The organism is Halomonas sp. 113, assembly GCF_904067645.1.
Lineage (GTDB): Bacteria > Pseudomonadota > Gammaproteobacteria > Pseudomonadales > Halomonadaceae > Vreelandella > Vreelandella titanicae.
The window spans coordinates 3,867,257-3,891,540 of the sequence record NZ_LR881453.1 but is presented as its reverse complement, the minus strand read 5'-3'; the positions used below and the strand labels follow the sequence as shown (position 1 = coordinate 3,891,540).

25 protein-coding genes, 5 tRNA genes and 1 pseudogene are annotated in these 24,284 nt (G+C 54.0%); 16 read left to right on the top strand and 15 right to left on the bottom strand.

What is annotated here, in order from left to right; genetic code table 11:
- The 5 genes from ccoG to ccoN all read right to left on the bottom strand — a co-directional run bounded on the left by ccoG (position 1) and on the right by ccoN (position 4,865).
- A complete protein-coding gene (gene ccoG, locus YERSI8AC_RS18425) occupies positions 1 to 1,437 on the bottom strand; it encodes a cytochrome c oxidase accessory protein CcoG (RefSeq protein ID WP_159177283.1) in 1,437 nt (478 codons plus the stop codon).
- Positions 1,438 to 1,658: 221 nt separating this feature from the next.
- On the bottom strand, positions 1,659 to 2,588 hold the full coding sequence (ccoP, locus tag YERSI8AC_RS18420; RefSeq protein ID WP_159177282.1) for a cytochrome-c oxidase, cbb3-type subunit III: 930 nt from the start codon (positions 2,586 to 2,588) through the stop codon (positions 1,659 to 1,661).
- On the bottom strand, positions 2,585 to 2,809 hold the full coding sequence (locus YERSI8AC_RS18415; protein ID WP_022522227.1) for a CcoQ/FixQ family Cbb3-type cytochrome c oxidase assembly chaperone: 225 nt from the start codon (positions 2,807 to 2,809) through the stop codon (positions 2,585 to 2,587). Before YERSI8AC_RS18415 ends, ccoP begins: the two co-directional genes overlap by 4 nt.
- A gap of 3 nt (positions 2,810 to 2,812) precedes the next feature.
- Complete coding sequence (ccoO, locus tag YERSI8AC_RS18410) at positions 2,813 to 3,421, bottom strand: cytochrome-c oxidase, cbb3-type subunit II (protein ID WP_022522228.1); 609 nt, start codon at positions 3,419 to 3,421, stop codon at positions 2,813 to 2,815.
- Between the two features lie 19 nt (positions 3,422 to 3,440).
- Positions 3,441 to 4,865 (bottom strand): cytochrome-c oxidase, cbb3-type subunit I, encoded by a 1,425-nt coding sequence (ccoN, locus tag YERSI8AC_RS18405; RefSeq protein ID WP_159177281.1) that lies wholly within the window; start codon positions 4,863 to 4,865, stop codon positions 3,441 to 3,443.
- Positions 4,866 to 5,029: 164 nt separating this feature from the next.
- Between ccoN and YERSI8AC_RS18400 the strand changes: the two genes are divergently transcribed.
- The 6 genes from YERSI8AC_RS18400 (at position 5,030) to YERSI8AC_RS18375 (ending at position 6,507) form a co-directional block, all read left to right on the top strand.
- The gene (locus YERSI8AC_RS18400; RefSeq protein WP_159177280.1) at positions 5,030 to 5,797 is read left to right on the top strand and encodes an alpha/beta fold hydrolase; all 768 of its coding nucleotides are present in this window, start codon (positions 5,030 to 5,032) and stop codon (positions 5,795 to 5,797) included.
- Between the two features lie 71 nt (positions 5,798 to 5,868).
- Positions 5,869 to 5,944, top strand: a tRNA-Val gene (locus YERSI8AC_RS18395).
- Positions 5,945 to 6,017: 73 nt separating this feature from the next.
- Positions 6,018 to 6,094 (top strand) — tRNA-Asp (locus tag YERSI8AC_RS18390).
- Between the two features lie 40 nt (positions 6,095 to 6,134).
- Positions 6,135 to 6,211, top strand: a tRNA-Asp gene (locus tag YERSI8AC_RS18385).
- Positions 6,212 to 6,277: 66 nt separating this feature from the next.
- Positions 6,278 to 6,353: transfer RNA gene (locus YERSI8AC_RS18380), tRNA-Val, on the top strand.
- 77 nt (positions 6,354 to 6,430) lie between these two features.
- A tRNA-Asp gene (locus tag YERSI8AC_RS18375) sits at positions 6,431 to 6,507 on the top strand.
- Between the two features lie 110 nt (positions 6,508 to 6,617).
- On the opposite strand, the gene YERSI8AC_RS18370 is transcribed toward YERSI8AC_RS18375, so the two are convergent.
- The 4 genes from YERSI8AC_RS18370 to glcD form a co-directional block, all read right to left on the bottom strand.
- Complete coding sequence (locus YERSI8AC_RS18370) at positions 6,618 to 7,022, bottom strand: heme-binding protein (RefSeq protein WP_022522231.1); 405 nt, start codon at positions 7,020 to 7,022, stop codon at positions 6,618 to 6,620.
- An 85-nt stretch (positions 7,023 to 7,107) separates the two neighbouring features.
- Complete coding sequence (gene glcF / locus YERSI8AC_RS18365) at positions 7,108 to 8,340, bottom strand: glycolate oxidase subunit GlcF (RefSeq protein ID WP_041158886.1); 1,233 nt, start codon at positions 8,338 to 8,340, stop codon at positions 7,108 to 7,110.
- 14 nt (positions 8,341 to 8,354) lie between these two features.
- A complete protein-coding gene (gene glcE, locus YERSI8AC_RS18360; RefSeq protein ID WP_159177279.1) occupies positions 8,355 to 9,449 on the bottom strand; it encodes a glycolate oxidase subunit GlcE in 1,095 nt (364 codons plus the stop codon).
- Positions 9,450 to 9,523: 74 nt separating this feature from the next.
- Positions 9,524 to 11,023, bottom strand: a complete 1,500-nt coding sequence (gene glcD / locus YERSI8AC_RS18355; protein WP_027958133.1) for a glycolate oxidase subunit GlcD — start codon at positions 11,021 to 11,023, stop codon at positions 9,524 to 9,526.
- 205 nt (positions 11,024 to 11,228) lie between these two features.
- Here glcD and glcC point away from each other — a divergent pair, with 205 nt between their 5' ends.
- Both glcC and YERSI8AC_RS18345 read left to right on the top strand, forming a co-directional pair.
- Positions 11,229 to 12,008: a transcriptional regulator GlcC gene (gene glcC / locus YERSI8AC_RS18350; RefSeq protein ID WP_159177278.1), complete on the top strand. Its 780-nt coding sequence runs from the start codon at positions 11,229 to 11,231 to the stop codon at positions 12,006 to 12,008.
- Positions 12,009 to 12,048: 40 nt separating this feature from the next.
- Positions 12,049 to 12,573, top strand: a complete 525-nt coding sequence (locus YERSI8AC_RS18345) for a gamma carbonic anhydrase family protein (RefSeq protein ID WP_022522236.1) — start codon at positions 12,049 to 12,051, stop codon at positions 12,571 to 12,573.
- Between the two features lie 95 nt (positions 12,574 to 12,668).
- On the opposite strand, the gene YERSI8AC_RS18340 is transcribed toward YERSI8AC_RS18345, so the two are convergent.
- Positions 12,669 to 14,360 (bottom strand): L-lactate permease, encoded by a 1,692-nt coding sequence (locus YERSI8AC_RS18340; RefSeq protein ID WP_022522237.1) that lies wholly within the window; start codon positions 14,358 to 14,360, stop codon positions 12,669 to 12,671.
- A 378-nt stretch (positions 14,361 to 14,738) separates the two neighbouring features.
- On the opposite strand from YERSI8AC_RS18340, the gene YERSI8AC_RS18335 reads away from it, so the two are divergent.
- The 3 genes from YERSI8AC_RS18335 to YERSI8AC_RS18325 all read left to right on the top strand — a co-directional run bounded on the left by YERSI8AC_RS18335 (position 14,739) and on the right by YERSI8AC_RS18325 (position 16,771).
- Positions 14,739 to 15,431, top strand: coding sequence for a glutathione S-transferase family protein (locus YERSI8AC_RS18335; protein WP_159177277.1), 693 nt, complete (start codon positions 14,739 to 14,741; stop codon positions 15,429 to 15,431).
- Positions 15,432 to 15,544: 113 nt separating this feature from the next.
- Complete coding sequence (locus YERSI8AC_RS18330; protein ID WP_022522239.1) at positions 15,545 to 16,234, top strand: glutathione binding-like protein; 690 nt, start codon at positions 15,545 to 15,547, stop codon at positions 16,232 to 16,234.
- A 180-nt stretch (positions 16,235 to 16,414) separates the two neighbouring features.
- The gene (locus tag YERSI8AC_RS18325; RefSeq protein WP_022522240.1) at positions 16,415 to 16,771 is read left to right on the top strand and encodes a phasin family protein; all 357 of its coding nucleotides are present in this window, start codon (positions 16,415 to 16,417) and stop codon (positions 16,769 to 16,771) included.
- 78 nt (positions 16,772 to 16,849) lie between these two features.
- Here YERSI8AC_RS18325 and YERSI8AC_RS18320 read toward each other — a convergent pair whose 3' ends face one another.
- Positions 16,850 to 18,208, bottom strand: coding sequence for a uracil-xanthine permease family protein (locus tag YERSI8AC_RS18320; protein ID WP_159177276.1), 1,359 nt, complete (start codon positions 18,206 to 18,208; stop codon positions 16,850 to 16,852).
- A gap of 119 nt (positions 18,209 to 18,327) precedes the next feature.
- Entirely contained in the window at positions 18,328 to 18,864 is a 537-nt protein-coding gene (gene uraD / locus YERSI8AC_RS18315; protein WP_022522242.1) for a 2-oxo-4-hydroxy-4-carboxy-5-ureidoimidazoline decarboxylase, read from the bottom strand.
- Positions 18,865 to 19,027: 163 nt separating this feature from the next.
- Here uraD and uraH point away from each other — a divergent pair, with 163 nt between their 5' ends.
- Genes uraH through YERSI8AC_RS18300 form a run of 3 tightly spaced genes read left to right on the top strand, consistent with a single transcriptional unit; the run spans position 19,028 to position 21,349 of the window.
- Positions 19,028 to 19,381, top strand: a complete 354-nt coding sequence (gene uraH, locus YERSI8AC_RS18310; RefSeq protein ID WP_022522243.1) for a hydroxyisourate hydrolase — start codon at positions 19,028 to 19,030, stop codon at positions 19,379 to 19,381.
- 15 nt (positions 19,382 to 19,396) lie between these two features.
- Entirely contained in the window at positions 19,397 to 20,599 is a 1,203-nt protein-coding gene (locus YERSI8AC_RS18305; RefSeq protein WP_159177275.1) for a urate hydroxylase PuuD, read from the top strand.
- A 15-nt stretch (positions 20,600 to 20,614) separates the two neighbouring features.
- Complete coding sequence (locus tag YERSI8AC_RS18300; RefSeq protein ID WP_159177274.1) at positions 20,615 to 21,349, top strand: GntR family transcriptional regulator; 735 nt, start codon at positions 20,615 to 20,617, stop codon at positions 21,347 to 21,349.
- Between the two features lie 89 nt (positions 21,350 to 21,438).
- On the opposite strand, the gene YERSI8AC_RS18295 is transcribed toward YERSI8AC_RS18300, so the two are convergent.
- From YERSI8AC_RS18295 to YERSI8AC_RS18285, 3 genes are all read right to left on the bottom strand, one after another.
- Positions 21,439 to 21,735 carry a type II toxin-antitoxin system RelE/ParE family toxin gene (locus tag YERSI8AC_RS18295; RefSeq protein ID WP_022522246.1) on the bottom strand — a complete coding sequence of 99 codons (297 nt, stop codon included), beginning with the start codon at positions 21,733 to 21,735 and terminating at the stop codon, positions 21,439 to 21,441.
- The gene (locus YERSI8AC_RS18290) at positions 21,735 to 21,989 is read right to left on the bottom strand and encodes a type II toxin-antitoxin system ParD family antitoxin (RefSeq protein ID WP_159177273.1); all 255 of its coding nucleotides are present in this window, start codon (positions 21,987 to 21,989) and stop codon (positions 21,735 to 21,737) included. The genes YERSI8AC_RS18295 and YERSI8AC_RS18290 overlap by 1 nt, the downstream gene beginning before the upstream one ends.
- Positions 21,990 to 22,144: 155 nt before the next feature.
- Positions 22,145 to 22,576 (bottom strand): acetyltransferase, encoded by a 432-nt coding sequence (locus YERSI8AC_RS18285; protein WP_159177272.1) that lies wholly within the window; start codon positions 22,574 to 22,576, stop codon positions 22,145 to 22,147.
- A 153-nt stretch (positions 22,577 to 22,729) separates the two neighbouring features.
- Between YERSI8AC_RS18285 and YERSI8AC_RS18280 the strand changes: the two are divergent.
- Together YERSI8AC_RS18280 and YERSI8AC_RS18275 are read left to right on the top strand one after the other, a co-directional pair.
- Positions 22,730 to 23,236: pseudogene (locus tag YERSI8AC_RS18280) on the top strand (transposase); the annotation flags it as partial.
- A gap of 153 nt (positions 23,237 to 23,389) precedes the next feature.
- The gene (locus tag YERSI8AC_RS18275; RefSeq protein WP_159177271.1) at positions 23,390 to 24,133 is read left to right on the top strand and encodes an SIR2 family protein; all 744 of its coding nucleotides are present in this window, start codon (positions 23,390 to 23,392) and stop codon (positions 24,131 to 24,133) included.
- Positions 24,134 to 24,284 lie beyond the last annotated feature (151 nt).

Genomic DNA, 24,284 nt, shown 5'->3' with positions numbered 1-24,284 from the left:
TTATCTCCTAATATTGCCCAGGAAGCTGGTTTCGCGCTCGATACGAATATCCGCATCCTGTTTAGCCTGCAGCGTGAATACAATGGGGTGGCTGGGTTGCTGTAAATCGTCGGGATCGGCGGTCACGGTGACGGCTTCGAAGCGCGACTCCCCCGCGGGTACGCTAATAGTACTGCTGTCTAGAGTGAGGCTGGGCAATCCAGCAACGCTTAGCTGGTAGGTGTGGTCTTGATCATCCAGGTTGCGAATGGTCAGGCTAAATACATTGCTAATCTGACCGTCGCGGGTCATTTGGTAGAGCTGGGTACGCTCGCGTTCAGCGTCAAAATTGAGCGGCATGCGGTCGTTAATGGCCCAGGCAAAGGTGCCCACCATCAGCACCAGAGCGGCGAAGTAGCCGAGCAGGCGCGGGCGCATGATATGGCTCTTTTTGCCTTCCAGAGCATTTTCGGTGGTGTAGCGCACCAAGCCCCGCGGGTAGCCCATTTTATCCATCACGCTATCGCAGGCATCGATACAGGCGGCGCAGGTAATACACTCGTACTGCAGTCCATCGCGGATATCGATGCCGGTAGGACAGACCTGCACGCAAAGGTCACAATCGATACAGTCGCCATAGCCTGCCTCGCGGGCTTCTAAATGGCTTAGGTTTTTTTTGCGATGACCACGGGGTTCGCCACGTGATTCATCGTAGGAGACGATCAATGTGTCGCGGTCAAACATGACCGATTGGAAACGCGCATAGGGGCACATGTAGATGCACACCTGTTCGCGCAGCCAGCCCGCGTTGAGGTAAGTAAATACCAGGAAAAAACCAACCCAGAAGTAGGACCAGCCGTGAGCTTCAAGGGTGGGGAGCTCTGTCACTAAATCACGAATCGGCGTGAAGTAACCCACAAAGGTAATGCCGGTGGCGAGGGCAATGAGCAGCCAGGCCGTGTGTTTAGCCCCCTTGCGCCAAGCTTTGTCGGCGGTCATCGGTTGGTTATCGAGTTTGATGCGCCGATTGCGCGAGCCCTCGATACGGTGTTCAAGCCAAATGAATAGAAATGTCCAAACGCTTTGCGGACAGGTGTAGCCACACCAGACCCGACCCGCAAAAACGGTAATAAAAAATAGCCCAAAGGCGCAGATAATCAGCAGCCATGACAGCAGGATGAACTCCTGCGGGTAAAACGTGGCGCTAAAAATATGGAATTCACGGTTAGGCAGGTCGAATAGAATTAACGGCCGACCACCAATGTTAATCCACGGTAAAAGAAAAAATGCCAGCATTAACGCCCAGTTGGCACTGCGCCGTAGCTTTTGGAAAACGCCTTTAATTTCGCGCACGTAAATGTGTCGCCGCTTGGCGTACATTTCTTGGGTAACCGTTTCAGAGGGAACGTGATGTCCCACCGGATTCGGCGTGACGTCTTGGCTTGGTATCTTTTCCATGGCGATATTCCCGGCTCAGAAGGCAGGAGAGGTGGCACCTTATCTTCAACTAAACGAAATGCTCAGTTAAATCACGTGCTTTGTTAAATATGATGCTTAGTCGCGGTCTAGGTGTTTCGTTAATATTGTATCGGGTTGGGTATAAAGAAAGGGTGCGGTTTGGGGCCGCACCCTTGCTTGGCTAGCGTTGCTGACGGTAACTGCTATCTGTCAGCGGTCAATCAGTCCGCTAAGCGCAGGCTATACACATAGGCGGCAACCAGGTGAACACGCTCTTCACCAATATAGGCCGCTTGCGCAGGCATATGACCGTTACGACCGTTACGCAGCGTTTGACGGATAGAGTCACCGACTTCCTGGCCGGGTGCCAGATAAAGCCAAGTGTTATCGGTCAGGTTGGGTGCGCCGAGAGCCGTGTTACCCGTGCCGCTGGGGCCGTGGCAGGCAGCACACACCGCCATAAAGGTGCTTTCGCCCTGTTCAGCCTGCGCCTCGTCATGCTCTTCATTAGACAGCGAAAGTACGTATTGCGTCAGGTTCTCAATATTCTCCTGCCCCAGTTGCTGCCAGGAGGGCATTAGGCCGTTACGGCCATTATTGAGAGTGGCCAAAATATTTTCTGGCTCACCACCGTATAGCCAATCGTCGTCGGTCAGGTTAGGGAAGCCGTAGCCACCCTGAGCGTTTGACCCGTGACACACTGCGCAGTTGTTTTGGTAGATACGTTCAGCGACCTGCATCGCCTCCGGATCTTCGGCAAGCTCAGGAATGGGCACCTCCTGATACTGGGCAAAAATCGGCGTGAAGCGCTCTTCGGCTTGAGCCACTTCCTCTTCCCACTGCCCCTCTTGCGACCAGCCCAATATCCCCGCGTAGTTGCCCAGGCCGGGATAAAGCACCAAGTAACCCAGTGCAAAGACCACCGTTAAAACGAATAGCTGGAACCACCACTTTGGCAGCGGGTTGTCATACTCTTCGATGCCATCGGCGGCGTGGCCGGTGGTTTCAACGTTCCCGTCCGCGTCAGGCGTTTTATCGGTACGGCGGTTGGCCAGCAGTATCCATACGCTCAACGCAATCGTGCCCAGCGTAATGATAATGATCCAGGCGCTCCAGAAGCCGGATAGGGAGTCACCCCATAGATTACTCATATATTCTTATCTCCCCTGTCGTCGCGGGAATGCGCTTCGCTGTCGCGTTCACGCGAAGCGTGCTTGTCACTGGTCGGTTGCTCATCGTCGTCTGCAAAGGGCAAATTAGCCGCTTCGTCGAAATCTGGCTTGCGTCGCTTGGAGTACGCCCAGAGGGCAATGCCGATAAACGCGAAAATCAAGATCAGCGTGATGAGACCGCGAAAAGTTCCCGTATCCATAACTTAGCGAGTGCCCTCGAGCACGGTTCCGAGCTGCTGTAAGTACGCGACCAGGGCCGTGATTTCCTGGGTGCCGCGTACGTCGTCAGTAGCGTTGGCGATATCTTCGTCGGTATAGGGCACGCCCAGTTGACGCAGCGTACGCATCTTTTGGGGAGTGGCATCACCATCGAGGGTGTTTTCAAACAGCCAGGGGTAAGCCGGCATTACCGATTCAGGGACTACATCCCGGGGGTTGTAGAGGTGAGCGCGGTGCCAGTCGTCGCTATAGCGGCCGCCAACACGCGCTAGGTCTGGCCCGGTGCGCTTGGAGCCCCATAGGAAGTTGTGCTCATACACCTGCTCGCCCGCCACATTGTAGTGACCATAGCGCTCGGTTTCCGCACGGAACGGGCGCACCATTTGCGAGTGACAGCCCACACAACCTTCGCGGCGATAGATGTCACGGCCTTCCAGCTCCAGGGCTGACAGCGGCTCCAGGCCTTCAACCGGCTCGGTGGTCTGCTTCTGGAAAAACAGTGGAACCACCTCAGCCAAGCCGCCGAAACTGATCACGACAAGGATCAACACGGCAAGCAGGCCAACGTTCTTTTCGACAATCTCGTGTTTCATTGGTCTCAACTTCCCCGGTTTAAGCAGCTTGTGGCGCTGAATGGCTGATGGCCTCACGACGCTTAACGGTCATGTAAACGTTGAACGCCATGATCAGCATGCCGGTGACCCAGAAGAGGCCGCCGATTAAGCGAACAAAGTAGCCCGGCGCGCTGGCTTCAACGGCTTCAACAAAGGTGTACATCAAGGTGCCGTCAGGGTTGATCGCCCGCCACATCAAGCCTTGCAGAATACCGTTAACCCACATGGAGGCGATGTATAGCACGGTGCCGATCGTGGCCAGCCAGAAGTGCACGGCGATCAGGTTGACCGAGTACATTTCAGTGCGACCAAAGACGCGCGGGATCAGATGATACATTGAGCCGATGGTGATCATCGCTACCCAGCCAAGCGCGCCGGAGTGAACGTGACCAATGGTCCAGTCAGTGTAGTGCGAAAGCGCGTTGACGGTCTTAATCGCCATCATCGGGCCTTCAAAGGTAGACATGCCGTAGAACGACAGAGCAACCACCAAGAAGCGTAGCGTGGGATCCGTGCGCAGCTTATGCCAAGCCCCTGATAGGGTCATCATGCCGTTGATCATGCCACCCCAGGAGGGAGCCAACAGGATGATCGACATAATCATACCCAGCGACTGTGCCCAGTTCGGCAGCGCTGTGTAGTGCAGGTGGTGAGGGCCTGCCCACATGTAGATCATGATCAATGCCCAAAAGTGGACGATTGAAAGGCGGTAGGAGTAGATCGGACGCTCAGCCTGCTTCGGCACGAAGTAGTACATCATGCCCAGGAAGCCTGCAGTCAGGAAGAAGCCTACCGCATTGTGTCCATACCACCACTGCACCATCGCATCCACTGCTCCGGCATAGATCGAGGTGGAGTACATGGGGGTCACTGGGATGGCCGCGTTGTTGACGATATGCAGCACCGCAACGGTCAAAATAAACGCCGCGAAGAACCAGTTCGCCACATAAATGTGCGACGTGGTGCGTTTTTTGATCGTCATTAGGAACACAATGGCGTAGCTGATCCATACGACCGCGATCAAAATATTGATCGGCCACTCAAGCTCAGCGTACTCCTTGGTCGTGGTGTAGCCCATGGGCAGGGACACTATCGCTGAGATAATGACCGCTTGCCAGCCCCAAAAGGTAAAGGCCGCTAACTTGTCAGAGAAAAGCCGTGTCTGACAGGTACGCTGGACAACGTAGTACGACGTGGCAAAGAGCGCCGAACCGCCAAAGGCGAAAATTACGGCGTTAGTGTGTAACGGACGCAGGCGCCCAAAGCTAGTCCAAGGTAGGCCAAGGTTCAGTTGCGGCCAAACCAGTTGCGAGGCGAGGATGACACCCACTGTCATTCCCACAATGCCCCACACAACGGTCATAATCGCGAACTGCCGAACCACCTTGTAGTTGTAGGTCGGGTGTTCAAATGCTGTGCTCATGTCATGTTCCCATCGAACGCGGTTAGGGGGTAACCCGTGGCATTTTGCACGGGTGCGACCACCCGCTTGATGATGCAGGTCAAGATCCGACCAAGATTCTAGCGCAGCCAGGGCTTAACCTGAACACACCAATTGGTTAAAGACTGAATTATCAGGAGCGATAGGTGTCACATTACGTTTTGTCTGGGTATATCGAGGTGCCTCCCAAGGGGTTAAAAGAGGCGCTTAAGCGCCAGCTAAATAGCGCCTTTCTGGTGCAGGGCATGGGGCCGTTAACTGTTCATGGTCACGCCAAGCTAGGTCGGTTGCTGTTTGCCCATGGCGCAGGGGCTGGTCAGCAGTCACCCTTCATGCGTCAATTTGTCACCTCGCTGGCGGCTCAGGGTGTTCAGGTTTTATGTATTGATTTCCCCTATATGCAGCAGATGCAGGAAACCGGCAAACGTCGACCGCCGCCGCCTATCGCCCAGACCCTTGATCAGTTTGCCCAATGGTATGCGCTACTTGCTGACCTATTTGACGAACCGCTATGGATTGGAGGCAAATCGATGGGCGGCCGAGTGGCGACCCTATTTGCCAGTGAACAGCCATGCAAGGGCACTGCGCCGGGTGTAGTGATAGCAGGTTACCCATTTCATCCTACTAAAGCGCCTGACAAGCTTCGTTTGGATCACTGGCCCAAGATTGCCTGCCCCATGCTGATTTTACAGGGTGAGCGTGATCCTTTCGGTACTCGAGACGAGGTAGCCGGCTATACACTGCCGCCAAACGCGCAGCTTGCTTGGCTGACGGATGGCGACCATGACTTTAAGCCGCGGCGATTTTCTGGCCTGACCCAAACGGTTTTGATTGACGAGGCTACCCAAGTTGCGGCATCCTTCGTCCGCGCTCATGGCACAGGCCTTACGCAAGAGAGTAACGCGCTGGTTTAGAATACGATTTTTAAACGCGGCATGTTGACATTCGGTAAGCCTTCTGTAGAATGCAGCGCCACGTGACCAGCGGGTGGTTAGCTCAGTTGGGAGAGCACCAGCCTTACAAGCTGGGGGTCACTGGTTCGAACCCAGTACCACCCACCATCTTAAGTTTTTGAAAGATGGTCTGGAAGTGTGAAAGTAGTACCTAGTACGACCTGTATTTGATGTGCATAACGGACCGGTAGTTCAGTCGGTTAGAATGCCGGCCTGTCACGCCGGAGGTCGCGAGTTCGAGTCTCGTCCGGTCCGCCATCATCAAATCAACGTCTGCTAATAGTTGTTATCGCAATTCGGACCGGTAGTTCAGTCGGTTAGAATGCCGGCCTGTCACGCCGGAGGTCGCGAGTTCGAGTCTCGTCCGGTCCGCCACGATAACTGCTAAGCTAAGCTGGTAAGAAAAAGTTGGTAAGCACAGCAATTACTTACCAATGGATTGGGTGGTTAGCTCAGTTGGGAGAGCACCAGCCTTACAAGCTGGGGGTCACTGGTTCGAACCCAGTACCACCCACCATCGTCTACCCTTTGGAAGCGCCTCTGAACCGCTTATAAATGTTAGCTTCGATGGTTGTTTTAAAAGTGCTTTAACGTGGACCGGTAGTTCAGTCGGTTAGAATGCCGGCCTGTCACGCCGGAGGTCGCGAGTTCGAGTCTCGTCCGGTCCGCCATTAAGCATTTGAGTTGTTAGCAATATATCGGCATTGGCCGAACGAATTCAAAAAAAGCCCGGATCATTGATCCGGGCTTTTTCGTATGTCTGCATCTTAAGTTGCAGCTGTTAGCCCGTAATCGCGGCAACGCCTGCTTTGGCAACCTGCACATCCTGGTCGGGTTTTACGCCGGAAATGCCCACGGCACCTACCACATGACCGTCAACAGTAATCGGCACGCCACCTGAAAGCAGGCCTTGCAGCGGTGCGGTGACGAACGCAGTGCGGCCGCCATTAATCATCTCTTCAAACACCTGGGTCTCTTTACGACCTAGCGCCGCACTGCGCGCTTTTTGCGTAGCGACTTCGGCGCTGAAAGGGGCTGCGCCATCCAAACGCCGCAGCGCTAACAGGTGGCCGCCGTCGTCGGTTACTGCGATGGTCACCGGCCAGCTGTTGCTGTCAGCCTCTTTCTGAGCGGCGTCGAGTACGTTGATCACATCGCTCTGAGCGAGAATGGCTTTTGTTTGCATGTTTAAATCCTTGTTAAGGGATGAGTGAAAATAGCCGCGCTGTTAAAACCTGCGCGGCTTGGGGTTAAGGGGTAGTGGTGAAGCGTTAAGTGAGCGCTGCATCGACGATCTCAACCCAGTGGCGTACCGGAGTGCGATTGGCGCCCGCCAAGTGGGTTTGGCAACCGATATTAGCCGTCACGATCATCTCTGGGTCTCCGGCCTCCAGCGCATTGAGCTTATTGTCGCGCAGTTGGGTGGCCAGTTCGGGTTGGGTGATTGAATAGGTACCCGCCGAACCGCAGCAAAGATGCGCATCCTGCACCGGAGTTAGCGCGAAGCCAAGCTTGCCCAGCACGCCTTCGACCGCACCGTTAAGTTTTTGGGCATGCTGCAGCGTACAGGGGCAGTGGAACGCCAGTCGTTGCGATGCGTTAACGTTCAAGGCGTCCAGCGGCTCATCGCGTAGGATTTCGACAATATCTTTGGCTAGAGTGCTCACCTTTTGCGCTTTAACGGCGTAGTCAGGGTCATCCTTGAGCATGTAACCATACTCTTTGACAAAGGCGCCGCAGCCACTGGCGGTTTGAACGATGGCTTCGGTGCCTTGCTCAATGTACGGCCACCAGGCATCAATATTGGCGCGCATGCGTGCACGGCCATCGTCCTGGGCATTAAGGTGGAAATCAACGGCGCCACAGCAGCCCGCTTCAGCCACCGGCGTTACGCTTATACCAAGCCGATCAAGAATCCGCGTGGTGGCAGCATTGGTATTGGGTGATAGCCCCGGCTGAACGCAGCCTTCCAGTATCAATACCCGCCGGGTATGGCGGTTGGCATCCGGGCGTGCGCCTGCATCTATCGGCGCTGCGGGCATTTTATTACGCAGCTTGCTAGGCACCAGTGGTTTAAAGGTTTGCCCCAGCTTTAGCAGCGCTTGGAAACGTTTGGGCTCGACCATCATTTTTCGCAGCGCATAGCGCTGGGCCCGCTCACCTGCCGGGCGAGGAACGCGCCGCTCAATTTCGGCACGGCCAATGTTGAGCAGCTTGTGGTACTCCACGCCGGAAGGGCAGGTGGTTTCACAGTTAAGACAGGTAAGGCAGCGATCAAGATGAAGGCGCGTCTCATCGGTTACCTGATCGTCATCGTCGCGGCTCTCCAGCAGCTCTTTCATTAGATAGATACGCCCACGAGGGCCATCGCGCTCATCGCCTAACAACTGGTACGTCGGGCAGGTGGCGTTACAAAAACCGCAGTGCACGCAGGTGCGCAGTATGCGATCTGCTTCTTGAATATGCGGCTTCTGAAGGTCGGCATCGGTAAAGTGCGTCTGCATGTCAGCTCTCCTGATTAAAACGCCGCATAAAGACGACCGGGGTTAAAAATGCCATGGGCATCCAGCTCCGCCTTTAGATTGCGATGATATTTCTCCACCACTGCATTGAGCGGTGTGAATGGATCTGCGGCGCCGCCCTGGAGCTGAGGTGTGTAGCAAGTGGCGTGGCCACCTACTGCGCGACAGGCATCGCGCAGGGTGCTGGCATCCAGGGTGGTTTTCAGCCAGCGCTGGCTGCCCGCCCAGTCGTAAAAAATGTCGGCCTCGGGAATATCCAGCGCCAGCGGCGCGGTGTTGGGCGGTAGTGACAGCCGCCACAGCGATTGGTCAGCGCTACAGGTGAAAAATGCGTGAGTATGGTCGCGCAACTCTTGCCAGAAGCCAGCATCAAGTGGCTCGCCACCTAGACTTGCCTGGGTTGCGGCCACAGAGCTTTTGCCGCCTTCCAAGCGCAAAAACAGCTCGCCGTGATGCCAAGCGGCGGCGGTAATCGGTAGCGGTTTTCGGCCCAGCTCGGCGAGTTTTTTAAGCGCCTCTCCCAGCCCAATGGTTAAGCGCAGGCTGTGAGTCGCGGTGGGAATAGGCAGCACTTTAAAGGAGATGTCGGTCAATACGCCGAGCGTGCCCTGAGCGCCTGCCATCAGGCGCGACAGGTCGTAACCGGCGACATTTTTCATCACTTCGCCGCCAAAGCGGAGGAGTTTACCCTCTTGGGTGATTATTCGCGTGCCCAGCACAAAGTCACGGGCTGCGCCTGCCCAGGGACGGCGTGGGCCAGAGAGGCCGGTGGCCACGGCACCACCAATGGTAGACGCTTCACCAAACATGGGCGGCTCAAAGCCCAGCATTTGGTGTTTCTCTGCCAGTACTTCCTGCAGGTCGCTAAGCCGAGTGCCAGCGCGCACGGTCACTACCAGTTCCACTGGGTCATAGCTCACAATGCCACTATGTTCGGCCATCTGCAGTGCTTGGCCTTCCACCGGTCGGCCATAAAAGGCGCGGGTATCTCCGCCTACAATGCGAAGCGGTGTGCGTGCGTCATAGGCGCTGCGTACCTGTTCACACAGGGTATCAGCGATATCGCGGTCAGCAATCGCTCGTTCGGTCATGGTCTTTCCCACTATTGGTCTTTTCCATTATTCGTTTTGGCTAATTATTGTCTTAGCTTCGGCTTGTCTCGCTGCTAGAAGCGCGGTAGCTCCGGATGCGGTAGTTCGTTGTTATGCACATGCATAGCACCAAACTCGGCGCAGCGGGCCAGCGTCGGAATATTCTTGCCGGGGTTAAGCAGTCGCTGTGGATCAAAGGCAGCCTTCAAGGCATGAAAAACGCTGATTTCATCCGCCTGGAATTGGCTGCACATTTGATTGATCTTTTCGCGCCCAACGCCATGTTCGCCAGTGATCGAACCGCCCGCGGCCACGCATAGCTCAAGAATCTTGCCGCCCACCTCTTCGGCAAGCGCCAACTGGCCTTCTTTATTGGCATCAAACAGGATCAGCGGGTGCATATTGCCATCGCCGGCGTGGAACACGTTGGCCACCGCCAGGCCACTCTCTTCTGAAAGTGCGGCAATGCCTTTCAGCACGCGGGGGAGCTCTCGGCGGGGGATGGTGCCATCCATGCAGTAGTAATCAGGTGACATACGGCCCACTGCAGGGAAGGCATTCTTACGCCCAGCCCAGAACTTGGCGCGCTCGGCTTCATCCCGGGCCTGTTGGATATTGGTGGCCCCGGCGGCTTCCAGTACGCGGCGAACGGTGTCGCAGTCGTCGTCCACGTCGGCTTCAACGCCATCCAGTTCGCAGAGTAGAATCGCCTCGGCATCGAGGGGGTAGCCAGCTTTGACAAAATCCTCGGCGGCTTTGATGGCGAGTTTGTCCATCATCTCCAGGCCACCAGGAATAATGCCTGCGGCAATGATATCGCCGACGGCGCGACCGGCTTTCTCGACATCGTCGAAGCTTGCCATCAGTACTTTGGCGGTTTCCGGCTTGGGCAGTAGCTTGACGGTAATTTCGGTGACCACGCCGAGCATGCCCTCAGAGCCGTTCATCAATGCCAGTAGGTCAAAGCCTGGCGCATCAAAAGACTCAGCGCCCAGCGTCATGTGCTCGCCCTCGATCGTGAGCACATCGACGCGCATCACGTTATGCACCGTTAGGCCATATTTTAAGCAGTGTACGCCGCCGGCGTTTTCGGCCACGTTACCACCGATAGAGCAGGCAATTTGTGAGGAGGGATCCGGCGCGTAGTAAAGGCCATAAGGCGCAGCTGCTTCGGAAATCGCCAAGTTGCGCACACCGGGTTGAACTCGCGCCAAGCGGGCCTCAGGGTCGACTTTGAGAATTTGGTTAAAACGCGACATTACTAAAAGTACGCCCTGTTCCAGCGGCAGCGCACCGCCGGAAAGTCCAGTACCCGCGCCACGAGTGACCACAGGCACGCCAAGCGCATGGCAGCGCTTGAGCAGCTCTTTCACCTGATCAAAGGTTTCAGGCAGCGCCACCAGCATCGGCAGCACGCGATAGGCCGCCAGCCCATCGCACTCAAAGGGGCGCAGGTCTTCTTCGCGATGCAGCAGCGTCATATCAGGAACGGCTTGCTGCAGGTCGGTTAAGACTTCGCTTTTATCGCGCCGAACCAGTGCACCGTCCAGGCGCTCATCAAAGAGGATATTCATTAAGACATCCCATGCTTATTATCGTTAAAGGTAAATGCTAAAACGGTCTGTAGATAACATGGCCTCAATTTGGGCTTTTTTTACCCGCCTGTCTAGGCTGTGGTGCATTGGTCTGACCAGTAATTAGTCGACTGTGTTGTCTTCTTTGTTTAGTACTGGGTTAAGTACTGGCAAGCTGGACATAAAGCCCATCAGGAGAGCTAACATGCCAGAGGAGAATCAAGCCTTGTCACCCGGGCTGCGAATGCCGGATCAGGTGGCTACCCGGCTTGAGCGTTTAATTCTTGATGGCGTTTTTCGGCCCGGCCAACTGCTTCCTTCTGAGAGGCGGCTGTGTGATCGGCTGGGCGTCTCACGTGCTTCGCTGCGTGAGGGGTTGAGAATTCTGCGCAGTAAAGGAATTATCGATACCCGCCAGGGCCATGGCTCTACGGTCGCCACACTTTTACCAGTGGGTAACCAAAGCCCATTGATGCATCTGTTTAAAGATCACCCGCGCACGCTGTTTGATCTGTTAGAAGTGCGCGCCCTGCTGGAAGGGGAGTCGGCGCGGTTAGCCGCGAGCCGCGGCACATCCGCCGATCGGGTGCTGATCACTCGGCGCTATCGCGAAATGGCCGACTACGCGGAAAGTGCAGAAAGCATTGATGTCGAGCGTCTAGCGCGACTTGATCACGCCTTTCACCTGGCGGTCTCCCAGGCGTCCCACAACCCGGTGTTGGTGCATACACTGCAGAGCCTGACCGATTTACTGCTCAGCTCGGTGTTTGCCTCGGTCAAGCACCTTTATCACTTGCCAGCCCCCAGGACGATGATCAATCAGCAGCATGCGCAGTTGCATGAGGCCGTAGTCAACGGCGAGGCGGAGCAGGCAGAACAGGTGGCACTAGAGCACCTCTCCAGCATTAGCCAACTGCTGCGTGATTTAGAAGAGGAGCACGAACGGCTAGAACGCTCCTCCATGCGACTTGAAGATTGGCAGTAGTTCAATCATTAATACATCAACAACAACCCAGGAGATCAATGTGGCCATTTATCAATACGGTGAGTATCGGCCTGATATTCAGGACGAGGTCTACATCGCGGAAACGGCGGATGTTATCGGCCAAGTGACCTTAAAAGCACATTCAAGCGTCTGGTATCAGGCCGTGTTGCGCGGCGATAGCGATCATCTTGAAATAGGCGAAGAGAGTAATATTCAGGATGGTGCGGTTCTCCATGCTGACCCAGGCTTTCCGCTTAAAGTAGGCAAAGGGGTGACGGTCGGGCATCAGGCTATGCTGCATGGCTGCACCGTAGGCGATGGCTGCTTAATCGGTATACAGGCGGTAGTACTCAATGGCGCGGTGATTGGTGAGAATAGCCTGGTGGGTGCCGGTGCCTTTATTAAGGAGGGCGCGGTGTTTCCGCCTAACTCGTTAATCGTTGGCTCGCCTGCCAGGGTGGTGCGGGAGCTTTCTGATGAGGCCGTTGCGGGTATGAAAAAGAATGCCCAGGGCTATGTCGAGCGCGGTAAACGCCACAGCCAGGAGCTAAAGCGAATAGACTGACGCTAGCTGGCTAGATTGATCTCACCAAAACGACAAAACCCCCAGGTTTAGGCCTGGGGGTTTGTGTTTCTAGCGTAGCGTATACGACCACTACATCACATCAATGGGTCCGTGACGCCAATAACGTAGAACGCAATCAGTGCGATGGTACCGGCAAAGATGAGGTAGTAGATGGTGGGCAGAATCGTCTTACGCAGCGTGGCGCCTTCACGGCCTAACAGCCCGACCGTTGCTGACGCCGCAACCACGTTATGGATGGCAATCATATTACCTGCCGCCGCACCCACGGCCTGCAGCGCTACCATCATGGCCGTAGAGAGGCCCAGGGTTTCAGCAACACTAAACTGGAACTCCGCCAGCATTAGATTGGATACCGTGTTGGAACCTGCAATAAAGGCGCCCAGCGCTCCTACCGCTGGGGCAAAGAAGGGGTAAATGCCGCCTACGCTACTGGCCACCGCCTGGGCCATCATCACCGGCATTGAGACAAGGTCCGCACCGTTAACGCCAGAGTTGATCAGGATGCGCACCATTGGCACGGTAAAGATCAACACGAAGCCAGCACCAAAAATCGTTTTGGTTGATTCAGACACCGCCGCGCTAATCTTTTGCGGGTTCATGCGATGTAAGAAGTAAGTGGCAATCACCACGGCAATAATAATACCGCCCGGCAGGTAGAGCGGCTGAACACCACCACTGACACCCGCTTCACCAAGGATATTGTTCCAACTGAGGTTAATGGAGGTCAGGGCGTTACGCAGCGGCTCGATGGTGCGAGAGGCCACCAGGAACAGAGCGAGAAGTACATAGGGTACCCAGCCTTTAAAGGTGGACATTGGCGCTCTGCCGACAACGTCATCAAGTTTGATTTGCAGGTTGCCGATCCACTCGTCTGGCCAAGAGGAAGACTCGGGGAAGTCCCAGGTGTCTTTAGGCAACAGGAAACCACGTTTGGCGGCAGGTACCACAATCGCCAAGCCGACCATGGCACCGATCATTGACGGGAACTCAGGGCCCAGTAGTACGCCTACCAGCATGTAAGGCACCACGAAGCAAACGCCGGTAAAAATGGCGAAAGGGGTAATCGATAGCCCCTCTTTCCAGGAGCGGTTGGCACCGAAGAAGCGCACCATCACCGTGACGAGAATTAGCGGCATCAAAATGCCCACGATACCGTGAGTAATCGCCACTTCGCTGGTGACTAGCTGGAAGAACACATCCCAGCTGGAGCCTACCGAGTCGAGTTCGGCGCTAATACCTGCACGATCCAGGCCGCTGCCCACGCCGACCACAATAGGCGTGCCCACCGCGCCAAACGAGACCGGCGTTGATTGAATCATCATACCCACGACCACAGCAGCAAGCGCCGGGAAGCCAAGAGCGACCATTAGCGGTGCAGCTACCGCGGCGGGCGTACCGAAGCCTGAGGCCCCTTCGATAAAACAGCCGAACAGCCAGGCAACAATCAACGCCTGTACGCGGCGGTCGGGGCTAATGCCTGAAAAACCATTACGGATAGCCGTAATACCGCCGGAGTGCTTAAGCGTATTAAGCAGCAGTATGGCGCCAAAGATGATCCATAGGAGACCCGCAGTTTGAATCAGGCCTTGAATGGTCGACGCCGCCACGCGGCTAAAGGACATATCCCAAGCGGTTAAGCCAATGATGGCCGCGGTCAGGAAAACAATCGGCATCGCTATCTTGGCAGGTATTTTAAACCCTATGAGCAAAATACCGGCCAGCAACAGCGGCAGGAAGGCCAGAAGTGCAAGTATCGTTTCATTCATGGAAGGAACTGCCCCTTGTTATTGATTTGGTATGCTCCGCAATAACCGTCTGGCAGTCGTACCGCCAGTCGGGTGTAGGTGAAAGATACGATTAGGCTAATCATATGACTACATTGGAAAATTGGTCTTACCACTTAAGTGCTTGTTTGATAGCTGGTGTTGCACGGCTTTTATTTTCTTATATATATGTTTTTAAATGGTTTTTTGGTAGTCGGGGGTAAGTCTAAAGGCGCTGAGTCATTAGACTAATAGACAGTACAGTTGCCAGCGAAAGGATGAGTACAGAACTCGCTAGTTGCGTCGTAGTTGGCTTACGCTCATTGTTATCGGCTGAAATGCTGTGTACTCACTATGATCAACCACACGGAGGTTATGGCAGTGGCAATGACTCTTTATGATCTGTGCGGCCGGGACGAACGGCTCCGCTTCTCACCTTACTGCTGGCGCGTACGTATGGCACTCGCCCACAAAGGGCTGGAATTCACCTTCGTAGCGTGGCGATTCCTCGATAAGAAAGCGCTGGCGTTTGCCGACTACGACAAAGTACCGGTGCTGTGCGACGGTGATCAGGTCGTTACCGACAGTTTCGAGATTATGCGCTACCTGGATAAGGCGTATCCCGAGGTACCCGTGTTGGGTGAGGGCGTCAGCTATCAGCGGGTATTACTGTTCAAATACTTTGTTGAGCGCAGCGTAAACCCTGCGCTATTCCGCATTATCGCCATGGATTTATTTGCAGCCGTCCACCCAGACGACCGTAGCTATTTCCGCGAAACACGCGAAGCGCGGTTTGGTTGCACGCTGGAAGAGTTCCATCAGCCCGAGCAGGGTAAGCAGCAGCTCAAGCAGGCGCTGGCACCGGTACGTGACCTGCTGCGGGAGAGCGCTTTTTTAGACGGTGACGCACCCAGCGGCTCAGATTACCTGCTGTTTGGCAGTATGATGTGGGCTCACGTTGTATCGACACAGGCGGTAGTAGAGCCTGGCGACCCGGTGGATGAGTGGTTCAAGCGTATGCTCAACGTGCACAATGGGGCTGCCAGTAATGCCCTGACCGTACGCGATATATAACGCCAACGGCGCGATATGACTAATAGGGCGGTACGCTAAGGTACCGCCCGATAAATTTTGAAAGCTTGGTGGCTCATTGCGAGTGAATCAAGGTTTTCATCAAGGAGATGGCAATGATTGACCTGTATTATTGGACAACACCTAACGGCCATAAAATCTCCATCATGCTCGAAGAAGCCAATCTGGCGTACCGAGTGAAGCCGATTAACATTGGCCGAGGCGAGCAGTTTGATCCTGAATTTCTCACTATCGCCCCCAATAACCGAATTCCTGCCATTGTCGATCACTCCCCGCAGGATGGTGGCCAGCCGCTATCGATGTTTGAGTCGGGCGCTATCCTCGAGTACCTGGCCGATAAGAGTGGCCTCTTCTTACCCTCTGCAGGCCGCGAGCGCTATATCGTATTGCAGTGGTTGCACTGGCAAATGGGTGGGCTAGGGCCCATGGCAGGCCAAAACCATCACTTTTGCCACTATGCGCCGCAAAAGATCGATTACGCCATTGAGCGCTACGTGCGCGAAACCAATCGGCTTTATAGCGTGCTAGACCAACGCCTGGCGCATCACACTTATGTCGGTGGCGATGACTACTCGATTGCTGACATGGCGATCTATCCCTGGATTGTTCCCTGGGAAAAACAGCGTCAAACCTTGGAAGAATTTCCTGACTTGGAGCGCTGGTTTGACATGATCAAAGCACGCCCGGCCGTACGCCGAGCTTATGCATTGGTCGAAGACGTCAATCCCCAAGCCGGCGTGGAAATGGATGAGCAGGCGCGTAAGCACTTGTTCGGTAACCGCTAGTAGCAGGCTGCTGTCAGCCGTTCTAACTATTTGTGAGTGAGCAGGCGCAGCATGAGGAAAAATCATGTTGCGCTGCACAAAAAGCACTGCTAGCTTTAAGGACAGCAGAGGCAAAAGCCTGGCTAAGAACCGCCTAATCAAGGCGTGTTTATGTGCTAGCTCACTCTTGGAGGTACTATTATGAACAAAGCGACTGAGAAAACCACGCAGCAGTTTGATTCCGTTTTTGTTTCACCGATGCGTTCTTACACGCTGACAGCGCTCGATTACTATGATCAGCTGGTGAGTGCACAGTTAGATGCAGCCCGTGCCTACTCGGACATGGCGATTGCGCAAGCGCGCACTTGGCTTGATGTCAAAGACCCCGACAGCTTCAAAAAAGCCATGGAAACCCAGCAAAAAACGGCTGGCGAATTTATGGAACGAGTGAAGGGCGACACGGAAAAAGTAACTTCCATCGGCCAAAGCTTCGCTCAAGACAGCCAAAACATGGCAGAAGAGACCACTAAGAAAGCGGTAGAGACCGCCAAGCAGTAATTTAACTGTACCACCGCTTTAAAACGCCGCGCCCCGAGGGTGCGGCGTTTTTATTTGCACCCGCTCATCAGCGCATGATTAACGGTTTTGATACTCCGCTTCGGCCTTGGCCAGTTTGGCACGTCTGTCAGGTTTGCCTGGTAAAATGGCGTCTAGTAATAAAGCGGCGAGGGCGGCAGGCACTAAGCCCGACTTAAGCAGCAGCCCTAGCTGCCCCGGCATGGTTTCTGAAATCTCCTCGACGGCTGGCAGACCGATACCCAGGCTTAGCGAGACGGCAATTATCAGCATGTTGCGCTGATCCAGCTCGCACTCTTTGATAATTTTAAGACCCGCCGATGCGATCATGACGACGCCCGCACCGCCAAGAACCGCAGGCGGCATGGCGGCCACCAGTCCTCCCAGCTTGGGAAATAGGCCCATGGCGATTAATAGCAACCCACCGATGGTAACCACGTGGCGACTCACCACGCCGGTGAGGGTAATCAAACCAACATTTTGAGCGTAAGCGGTGTTGGGCAGGGTATTGAAAACCGCTGCCAAGGAAGTGGCTACACCATCGGCCATCACTCCGCCGGAAAGCTCGCGATCCTGCGCCGGGCGGCCAGCCCCTGTGGTCGTAATTGCAGAGATATTGCCGATCGTTTCTAACCCGACCACGAACATAATCAGCGTCATGCCAATGATTGCGGTGCCTGAAAACGTCATGCCGTATTCCAGCGGCTTGGGGAATGCAAACCAGGCAGCGTTACTCAGTGACGTAAAATCAACTATTCCAAGGGCAATGGCTACTATGTAGCCAGCCAATAAGCCAAATAGAATAGAGGACGCTTTGATAAAGCCCCGCCCATATTGATGAACGGCAATCGTCATGCTGAGTACAAAGAGCGCCAGCAACAAGTTGCTGGGTGATGCAAAGTCATCCGCCCCCACACCGCCCGCGGCGTAATTGAGGCCGACCGGCATCAATGTAATCCCGATCAATAGCACCACAATGCCGGTGACTACTGGAGAGAACCAGTGGCGAATCTTCTTTAAAAACGCGCCGAGCACAATTTGCAGCAGCCCTGCTACAAAGGAAGCGCCCAGAACGGCGGGCAGGCCAAACGCTTTCGCCAGCGGTAGCGCCACCGGCAAGAAGCCAAAGCTAGTGCCCTGCACAATCGGTAGGCGTGCGCCTATCGGGCCGATGCCGATGGTTTGTACCAGCGTGGATACCCCCGCAACAAACAATGCCACCTGAATTAAAAAGATCTGTTCCGCCGGGTTAGCGCCGATCACACCAGCAATAATAATCGGCGGTGTCACGTTGCCAGCGAACATGGCCATGATGTGCTGGAGGCCTAGCGGGATCGCTTTTGATAACGGCGGCATCGCATCGGGGTTTTGATTAATGGTACGCGAAGGCCGCGTTTTGGCATCGGGCGGTGTGGACATAGAGAGCCTTTATTCGCTGTGGGTGACATTGTTTTCTTCTTGCATCCATTAGCTAATAAACGTGTATACAAGAAATAAATGCAATAGCCCGGTCAACGAATAGTCTTCAACGCTTCGTTTTATTGCTCGGCCCGCGCCCTTAACCGAAAGCGCGCAATGCGAATAATTTGCTCAATCGCCGTTTGGCGCTCGGTAGCCGCATCGTTGTTCAGGCGCTCCTCGAAGGCTGCTAATATGGCATGTCGATCCAGCCCTTTAACGGCAATCACAAACGGAAAGCCAAACTTCTCCTTGTACGCCACATTAAGGTATTCAAAGCGCGCAAACTCCTCAGGGCTGCACTGATCAAGCCCCGCACCTGCTTGTTCGCTGGTTGAGTCTTGGGTTAATTCACCTGCCATAGCGGCTTTGCCTGCCAGGTCAGGGTGCGCCTGAATCACCTTAATTTGATGTTCGTTGCTCGCCTGCTGCAACATAAGCCCCATCAGCTCGGCCAGTGCGTCGGGTGTATCATGGGCTTCAGTCAGGCCGTGCTGCCAGGCAGCTTCAGCCACCCAGGGGGAGTGCTCATAAACATCCCCATAGTGATGAGTCAGCATTTCAAGGCTGCACTTGCTAGGCGCGGGTGAAAGCAGTAACGGTTGCGGTGTGGGCACTGGAACTCTCCTAAGCGGTGTAGTTTTTTACAACATACGTGATTCAAAGCAAACGTGGATCTAAACGTGCAGGGTTGGAATTACTGTATACAATAAATATCAGTAACGGTACTCTTTGACCAATAGGTCAAGTAACGTCATCAATAATCAACAAGGAGCGGCTATGGGACGTTTAACCACCCACGTACTGGATACCGCCAAAGGTCAGCCCGGTCAGGAGATTACCATTGAGGTGTTTCGCCTTGCCGGCAGTGAGCGCCAGCATCTGAGTACCGTGATCACCAACAGTGACGGGCGTTGCGATGCGCCCATTTTAGAAGGTGATGCGCTCACGCCAGGCGAGTACGAACTGGTGTTCCATGCCGGTGACTACCTGCGTGCCCAAGGCGTTGAAGCGGCCGAGCCGCGCTTTCTAGATGTTATCCCGCTGCGCTTTGGCGTTGCGGATGCCAGCCAGCACTACCATGTGCCGCTACTTCTCTCGCCTTATGGCTACTCAACTTACCGCGGTAGCTGATAAGGGACTTCCGTTATGCAAGCGTATCTAATCGATTTTGTTAATTTGCTGCTGCGCTGGGTGCATGTGATTGCGGCCATCGCCTGGATCGGCGAGTCGATCTATTTTGTAATGCTGGATAATAGCCTGCGCACACCGAAAGCTGAGGAAGACCGCCAGAAGGGTGTGTTTGGCGAAATGTGGTCGGTGCATGGTGGTGGTTTTTACCACAACCAGAAGTACGCTACCGCACCTGCCAAGTTACCCAATGATCTGCACTGGTCATTCTGGAAAGCTTACACCACCTGGCTTTCCGGCTTTGCGCTGTTTGTGATTCTCTACATGGTCAATCCAGGCTTCTATCTGGTAAACCCCAATAGTCCCTGGGAGTGGGCAGCCAACATGACGGGCTGGCAGGCCAACGTGCTGGCGCTGGCATTTTTGCTGGGCGGCTGGGTCGTTTATAACGAGCTGTGTAAGCGCATTAGCCCCAATATGGATCGCGACGGCCTGCTCAGTGTCGCTGTTGCTGTAATGATGGTGGTCGTTGCCTACCTCAGCACGCAGATGTTCACCGGCCGTGCTGCCTTTCTGCTTACAGGTGCGGTGATGGCGACGGCAATGTCAGCCAACGTCTTCTTCTGGATTATTCCCGGCCAGCGCCGCATGGTAAAAGCCATGAAGGCAGGCGATGCCCCCAATCCTTTGGATGGCAAACGCGGCAAGCAGCGCTCGGTGCATAACACCTATTTCACGCTACCGGTCGTGTTGTTGATGGTGAGTAATCACTACTCCTTTATCTACTCCCACGAGCTTGCCTGGGTCGTGATGGTGCTGTTTATCTTTGCCGGTGCTTTAATCCGTCAATTCTTTGTATTGATGCATGCAGGCAAAACCCAGCCAGCGTATCCCGCCGTTGGGGTAGGGCTTATTCTGTTAGCGTTTTGGGTGGCCGCACCAAGTTCATCGTCGCCTAGTGGAAATGAAGGCGCGCAAGGGCCGGATCAGGCGCAAATCACCGGTTTGATTGAGCAGCACTGTGTTCAGTGTCATGCTCGCAACCCTGAGCATGCTGGTTTTTCAGCACCGCCCGCGGGGATTGCTTTCGATAGCTGGGATGAAATCCTCGGGCAAAAGGCACAAATTCAGCAGGTCGTGACCAGCCGCTATATGCCGTTAGGCAATATGACCAACATGAGCGATGAAGAGCGCGATATGATTGCCGCTTGGGAGGAATGATCAGAGAGGATAGCTATGAGTGATGCGCAGGCGCCGGAAAAACGGCGCGCTCCTGCTAAAGAAACGAAAAATAGCAAAGAGGGCGATGAACGCCACGACGCCATTTATCGCTCCGTGAGCGATGCCATTGTCGAGCAGCGTTTAAAGCCCGGCGCACGGTTGCGCGAAGATGCGCTGGCGGAAGTCTTTGGCATTAGTCGCACCGGTATTCGTAAAATCCTGCAGCGCCTGGCGCTGGAGCAGTTAGTCACGCTAACACCGCGCCGTGGCGCCAGTGTTACCCGGCCCACCGCCGATGAAGCCAAAGACGTGTTCGATGCCCGCCAGTTAATCGAGTGCGGATTAATGCCCGACGTAGCTCGGCGAATGAGCGAAAAAGAAGCAGCAGAATTGCGCGAAATGGCCCGACAGGAACGCCAGGCCCTGCGCAGCGGCCAGCAGAGCGTGGCTATTCGATTATCGGCCGACTTCCATGTGCGTTTAGCGCAGCTCTCAGGCAACGCCACCCTGGCAGAGTTTGTTGAACGTCTCTGTTCGCGTTCTTCACTGATACTCGCCGTCTACGGCCACCGCGGCCATCTGGGCTGTGAATCCCACGATCACGACGACCTGATCGGCTACCTGGAAGCAGGCAACGGCGATCGCGCCAAAGCCTTTATGAGTCGCCACCTAAAAGCCATCGAAGCATCGCTCTCCATGGTTGAAGAGGAAGAGAACGTGCCGGATTTGCAGCAGATATTTGGGGGTTGAGTGTGGCGGCTTTAAGCTGCAGCTTGTTGGGCGGCAACGGAACGGGGCTTGATGGAGACCTTGAAGCTGCGCCGAAAATATAGCGCCCCCTACTCCAGAAGCCTTTCCGGTGCATCCATGTCCTCGTGAAGCACACGAACAACGAGCACTTCCGAGTCATGCAGTTGATAAAAAACAGCGTGGTGCTCGACCTGTAATCTGCGATAACCAGAAAAAACATGGTCGTAGTTCGCGCCAAGTGATGGATGATCAATCAGCCGTTTCATGCCGGTCTCAAGCCGATCCAGGTAATTATCCGCCTGATCAACGCCCCATTCCTCACAGGTATACACCCAAATTCCAATGAGATCAGATTCCGCCTTTGGCGTGACATTCAATTCAAGCACTAATCAACCGCCTTGATCCGCTTACGGCCAGCCGCCTTGATAGCCGATATATCCAGGGGGTTCGGGTTCCCGCTTGACTCACCCTCAACGAGGGCTTGCCTTAGCATGGAAAGACGTTGCTTGGCCTGCTGATCCCTTCGGATGAGATCGCGAATGTATTCACTATCGTTGCCAAAGTGGCCGCTTTCAATCTGGGCTTTCACCCAGCCGTTTTGCTGTTCAGTCAGCGTGATGGTTTTCCGGTGCATGCTCATGGCTGATGCTCCAAACATGGGAGAGGTATGACATTATCATACTTACCCACCTCCTGAATCAATGCTCCTCTTATTGTGGCCAGCACGCGCTGCTTTGTAGTGAAGGCGAAGCCGCAACGAACAAGACGTCGCCGTGGCTGGCCTTGTTAAATTTTTTATAGCGCCATATGCAACAGTGGATAGGCTTTACCCTGCCCATCGACCGGTGAGCGACCTGTCACTTTAAAGCCAATATACTGGTAAAAACCAAGCGCCTGAACATTCTGTTCATTGACGTCGACCTTTGACGCTCCCTGCTCATCAATAGCATTGACAGCTAACATGGCACCAACGCCTTTTCCGCGCGCATCTGGTGCAATGAACAACATCTCAATATTACCGTCATGAACGCCGCAGAACCCTCGGATTTCACCATGACCATTTTTAGCGCACCTTAAATCAATGGCGTCAAAATACTGCTCCAAGATTAACGGCTTTAACTCTTGTAAATCTTCTTCAGCTAGAAAATCATGGGTTGCTCTGACCGAGGCTTCCCAGATTTCTAGCAGCTTAAGGTGATCTGCTTTTTCTACGGTCTCAATTTTCATCACTAAAGCTCGATCGAAAATTTAACACTGCGCACAACGGTGCCCTTGCAATGGAGGCGCAGCCGCCGTTGCGCGCAGCGTTGAGCCTGTAGAAAAAACCCGCTGACGGCTAAGTTTTGGTAGGATCGAGAAAACAGACGAGGAGTGGTCAGCATGCCGCGCTTCAAGGCTTATAACCACGATCAAAATGCCATGGTGGTGATCAACTACCAAGATCAACTCCAGCCCGGCACCTTTGAGCACGCAGTGCATTACCTGATCGAGCACAAGCTCGACTTATCCGTTTTCCATCCCAAGTACCGCAACGATGCGACCGGTCGGCTGGCCTATGATCCGGCCATCCTGCTTAAGATTACCCTGTTTGCTTACTCAAAAGGCATCACCTCCAGTCGCGAGATGCAGTGGAGCTGCGAGACCAATATTATTTTCAAAGCCCTTTCCTGCGATACCGTGCCCCACTTCACCACACTGGCAAGCTTCGTCAGTCGGCATGCCGATGAGATTGAAGCGCTGTTCGAACAAGTGCTGCTGGTGTGCCATGAACAAGGCTTGCTGGGTAACGAACTCTTTGCCATTGACGGCTGCAAGATGTCCTCCGATGCCTCTAAGGAGTGGTCGGGTACGTTCAAAGAATTGGGCGAGAAGCGGGAGAAACTAAGAGGACAGTTGGGCGCTAAAGTGGCTAAATGCCGATATTAAGATTACTCAGCCAGATGACCGGCTGGGTAAATAAATAAGGACAACAGGCGGTGGAAACGGCTCGAAATCGGTTTTTTCTACAGCCTCGTTAGAAATTATCTGACTTGAGGCCATGTGAGAAAATCAAAGAAAAAGAAAAGAAGAATCCAGCCCTACACAATCGAGAAGCAAGCTCCACATTTAAAGGGACTAAATCGAAAAGGTAAGCTTTCAATCTTTTTGGGAGCAGGTATATCGGTGAGTTGTGGGTTACCAGATTGGGGAGGCCTACTAACTTCCTTACATGAAGTTGCTGATGCTCGAGAAGCTCACTACGCTGATGACGATGATGTGGCTAATATGGCTCGAGCTGTCTTTGCAGAGAGCTTTAACTCCGTTGTGGCGGACTGTTTGTATAGAGACGGACTAGAAATAAGCGAAAGCGCTTTAGCTATAGCAAAGTCAGACGTAAGAAGCATGGTTTGCTTCAATTTTGACGACGTTATGGAAGAAATTTATCAATCCGAATGTATTCAACACAGAGTGGTCTTGAATGGCGAGAAATTTAACCTTAATAACGACCATGTAACGATATTTCACCCACATGGATATTTAGGCCGCTTTGACTCAAAGGACGAGCAGCAGAGAAGCAAAATCATCTTGTCTAAGTCAGACTACGAGGATCTATATCATCAACATTACTGCTTAACTAACTTGATTCAGCTGTCTATGTTGATGGCAAAAACTGTGTTATTCGTGGGAATGTCAATGACAGACCCGAATATCATTAGATTATTGAAAAAGGCAAGAGAAGCTGGCGTTTGGAATTGGCACTATGCTCTTATGAAAGTGGAGAATGAAGAATACGTTATAAGTTAAACCAAGCGCCTTAGAGCTATTGGTGTTGATCCTGTTTGGTATAAAGAATATTGTGATGTCCCAAGAATCATTCAGCGTCTCAGTGTATGAAGCAAGGAGATGCTAACAAAGCAATGCGCGTGATTGCGGCGTTATAAGCCAAGGGGTAGGT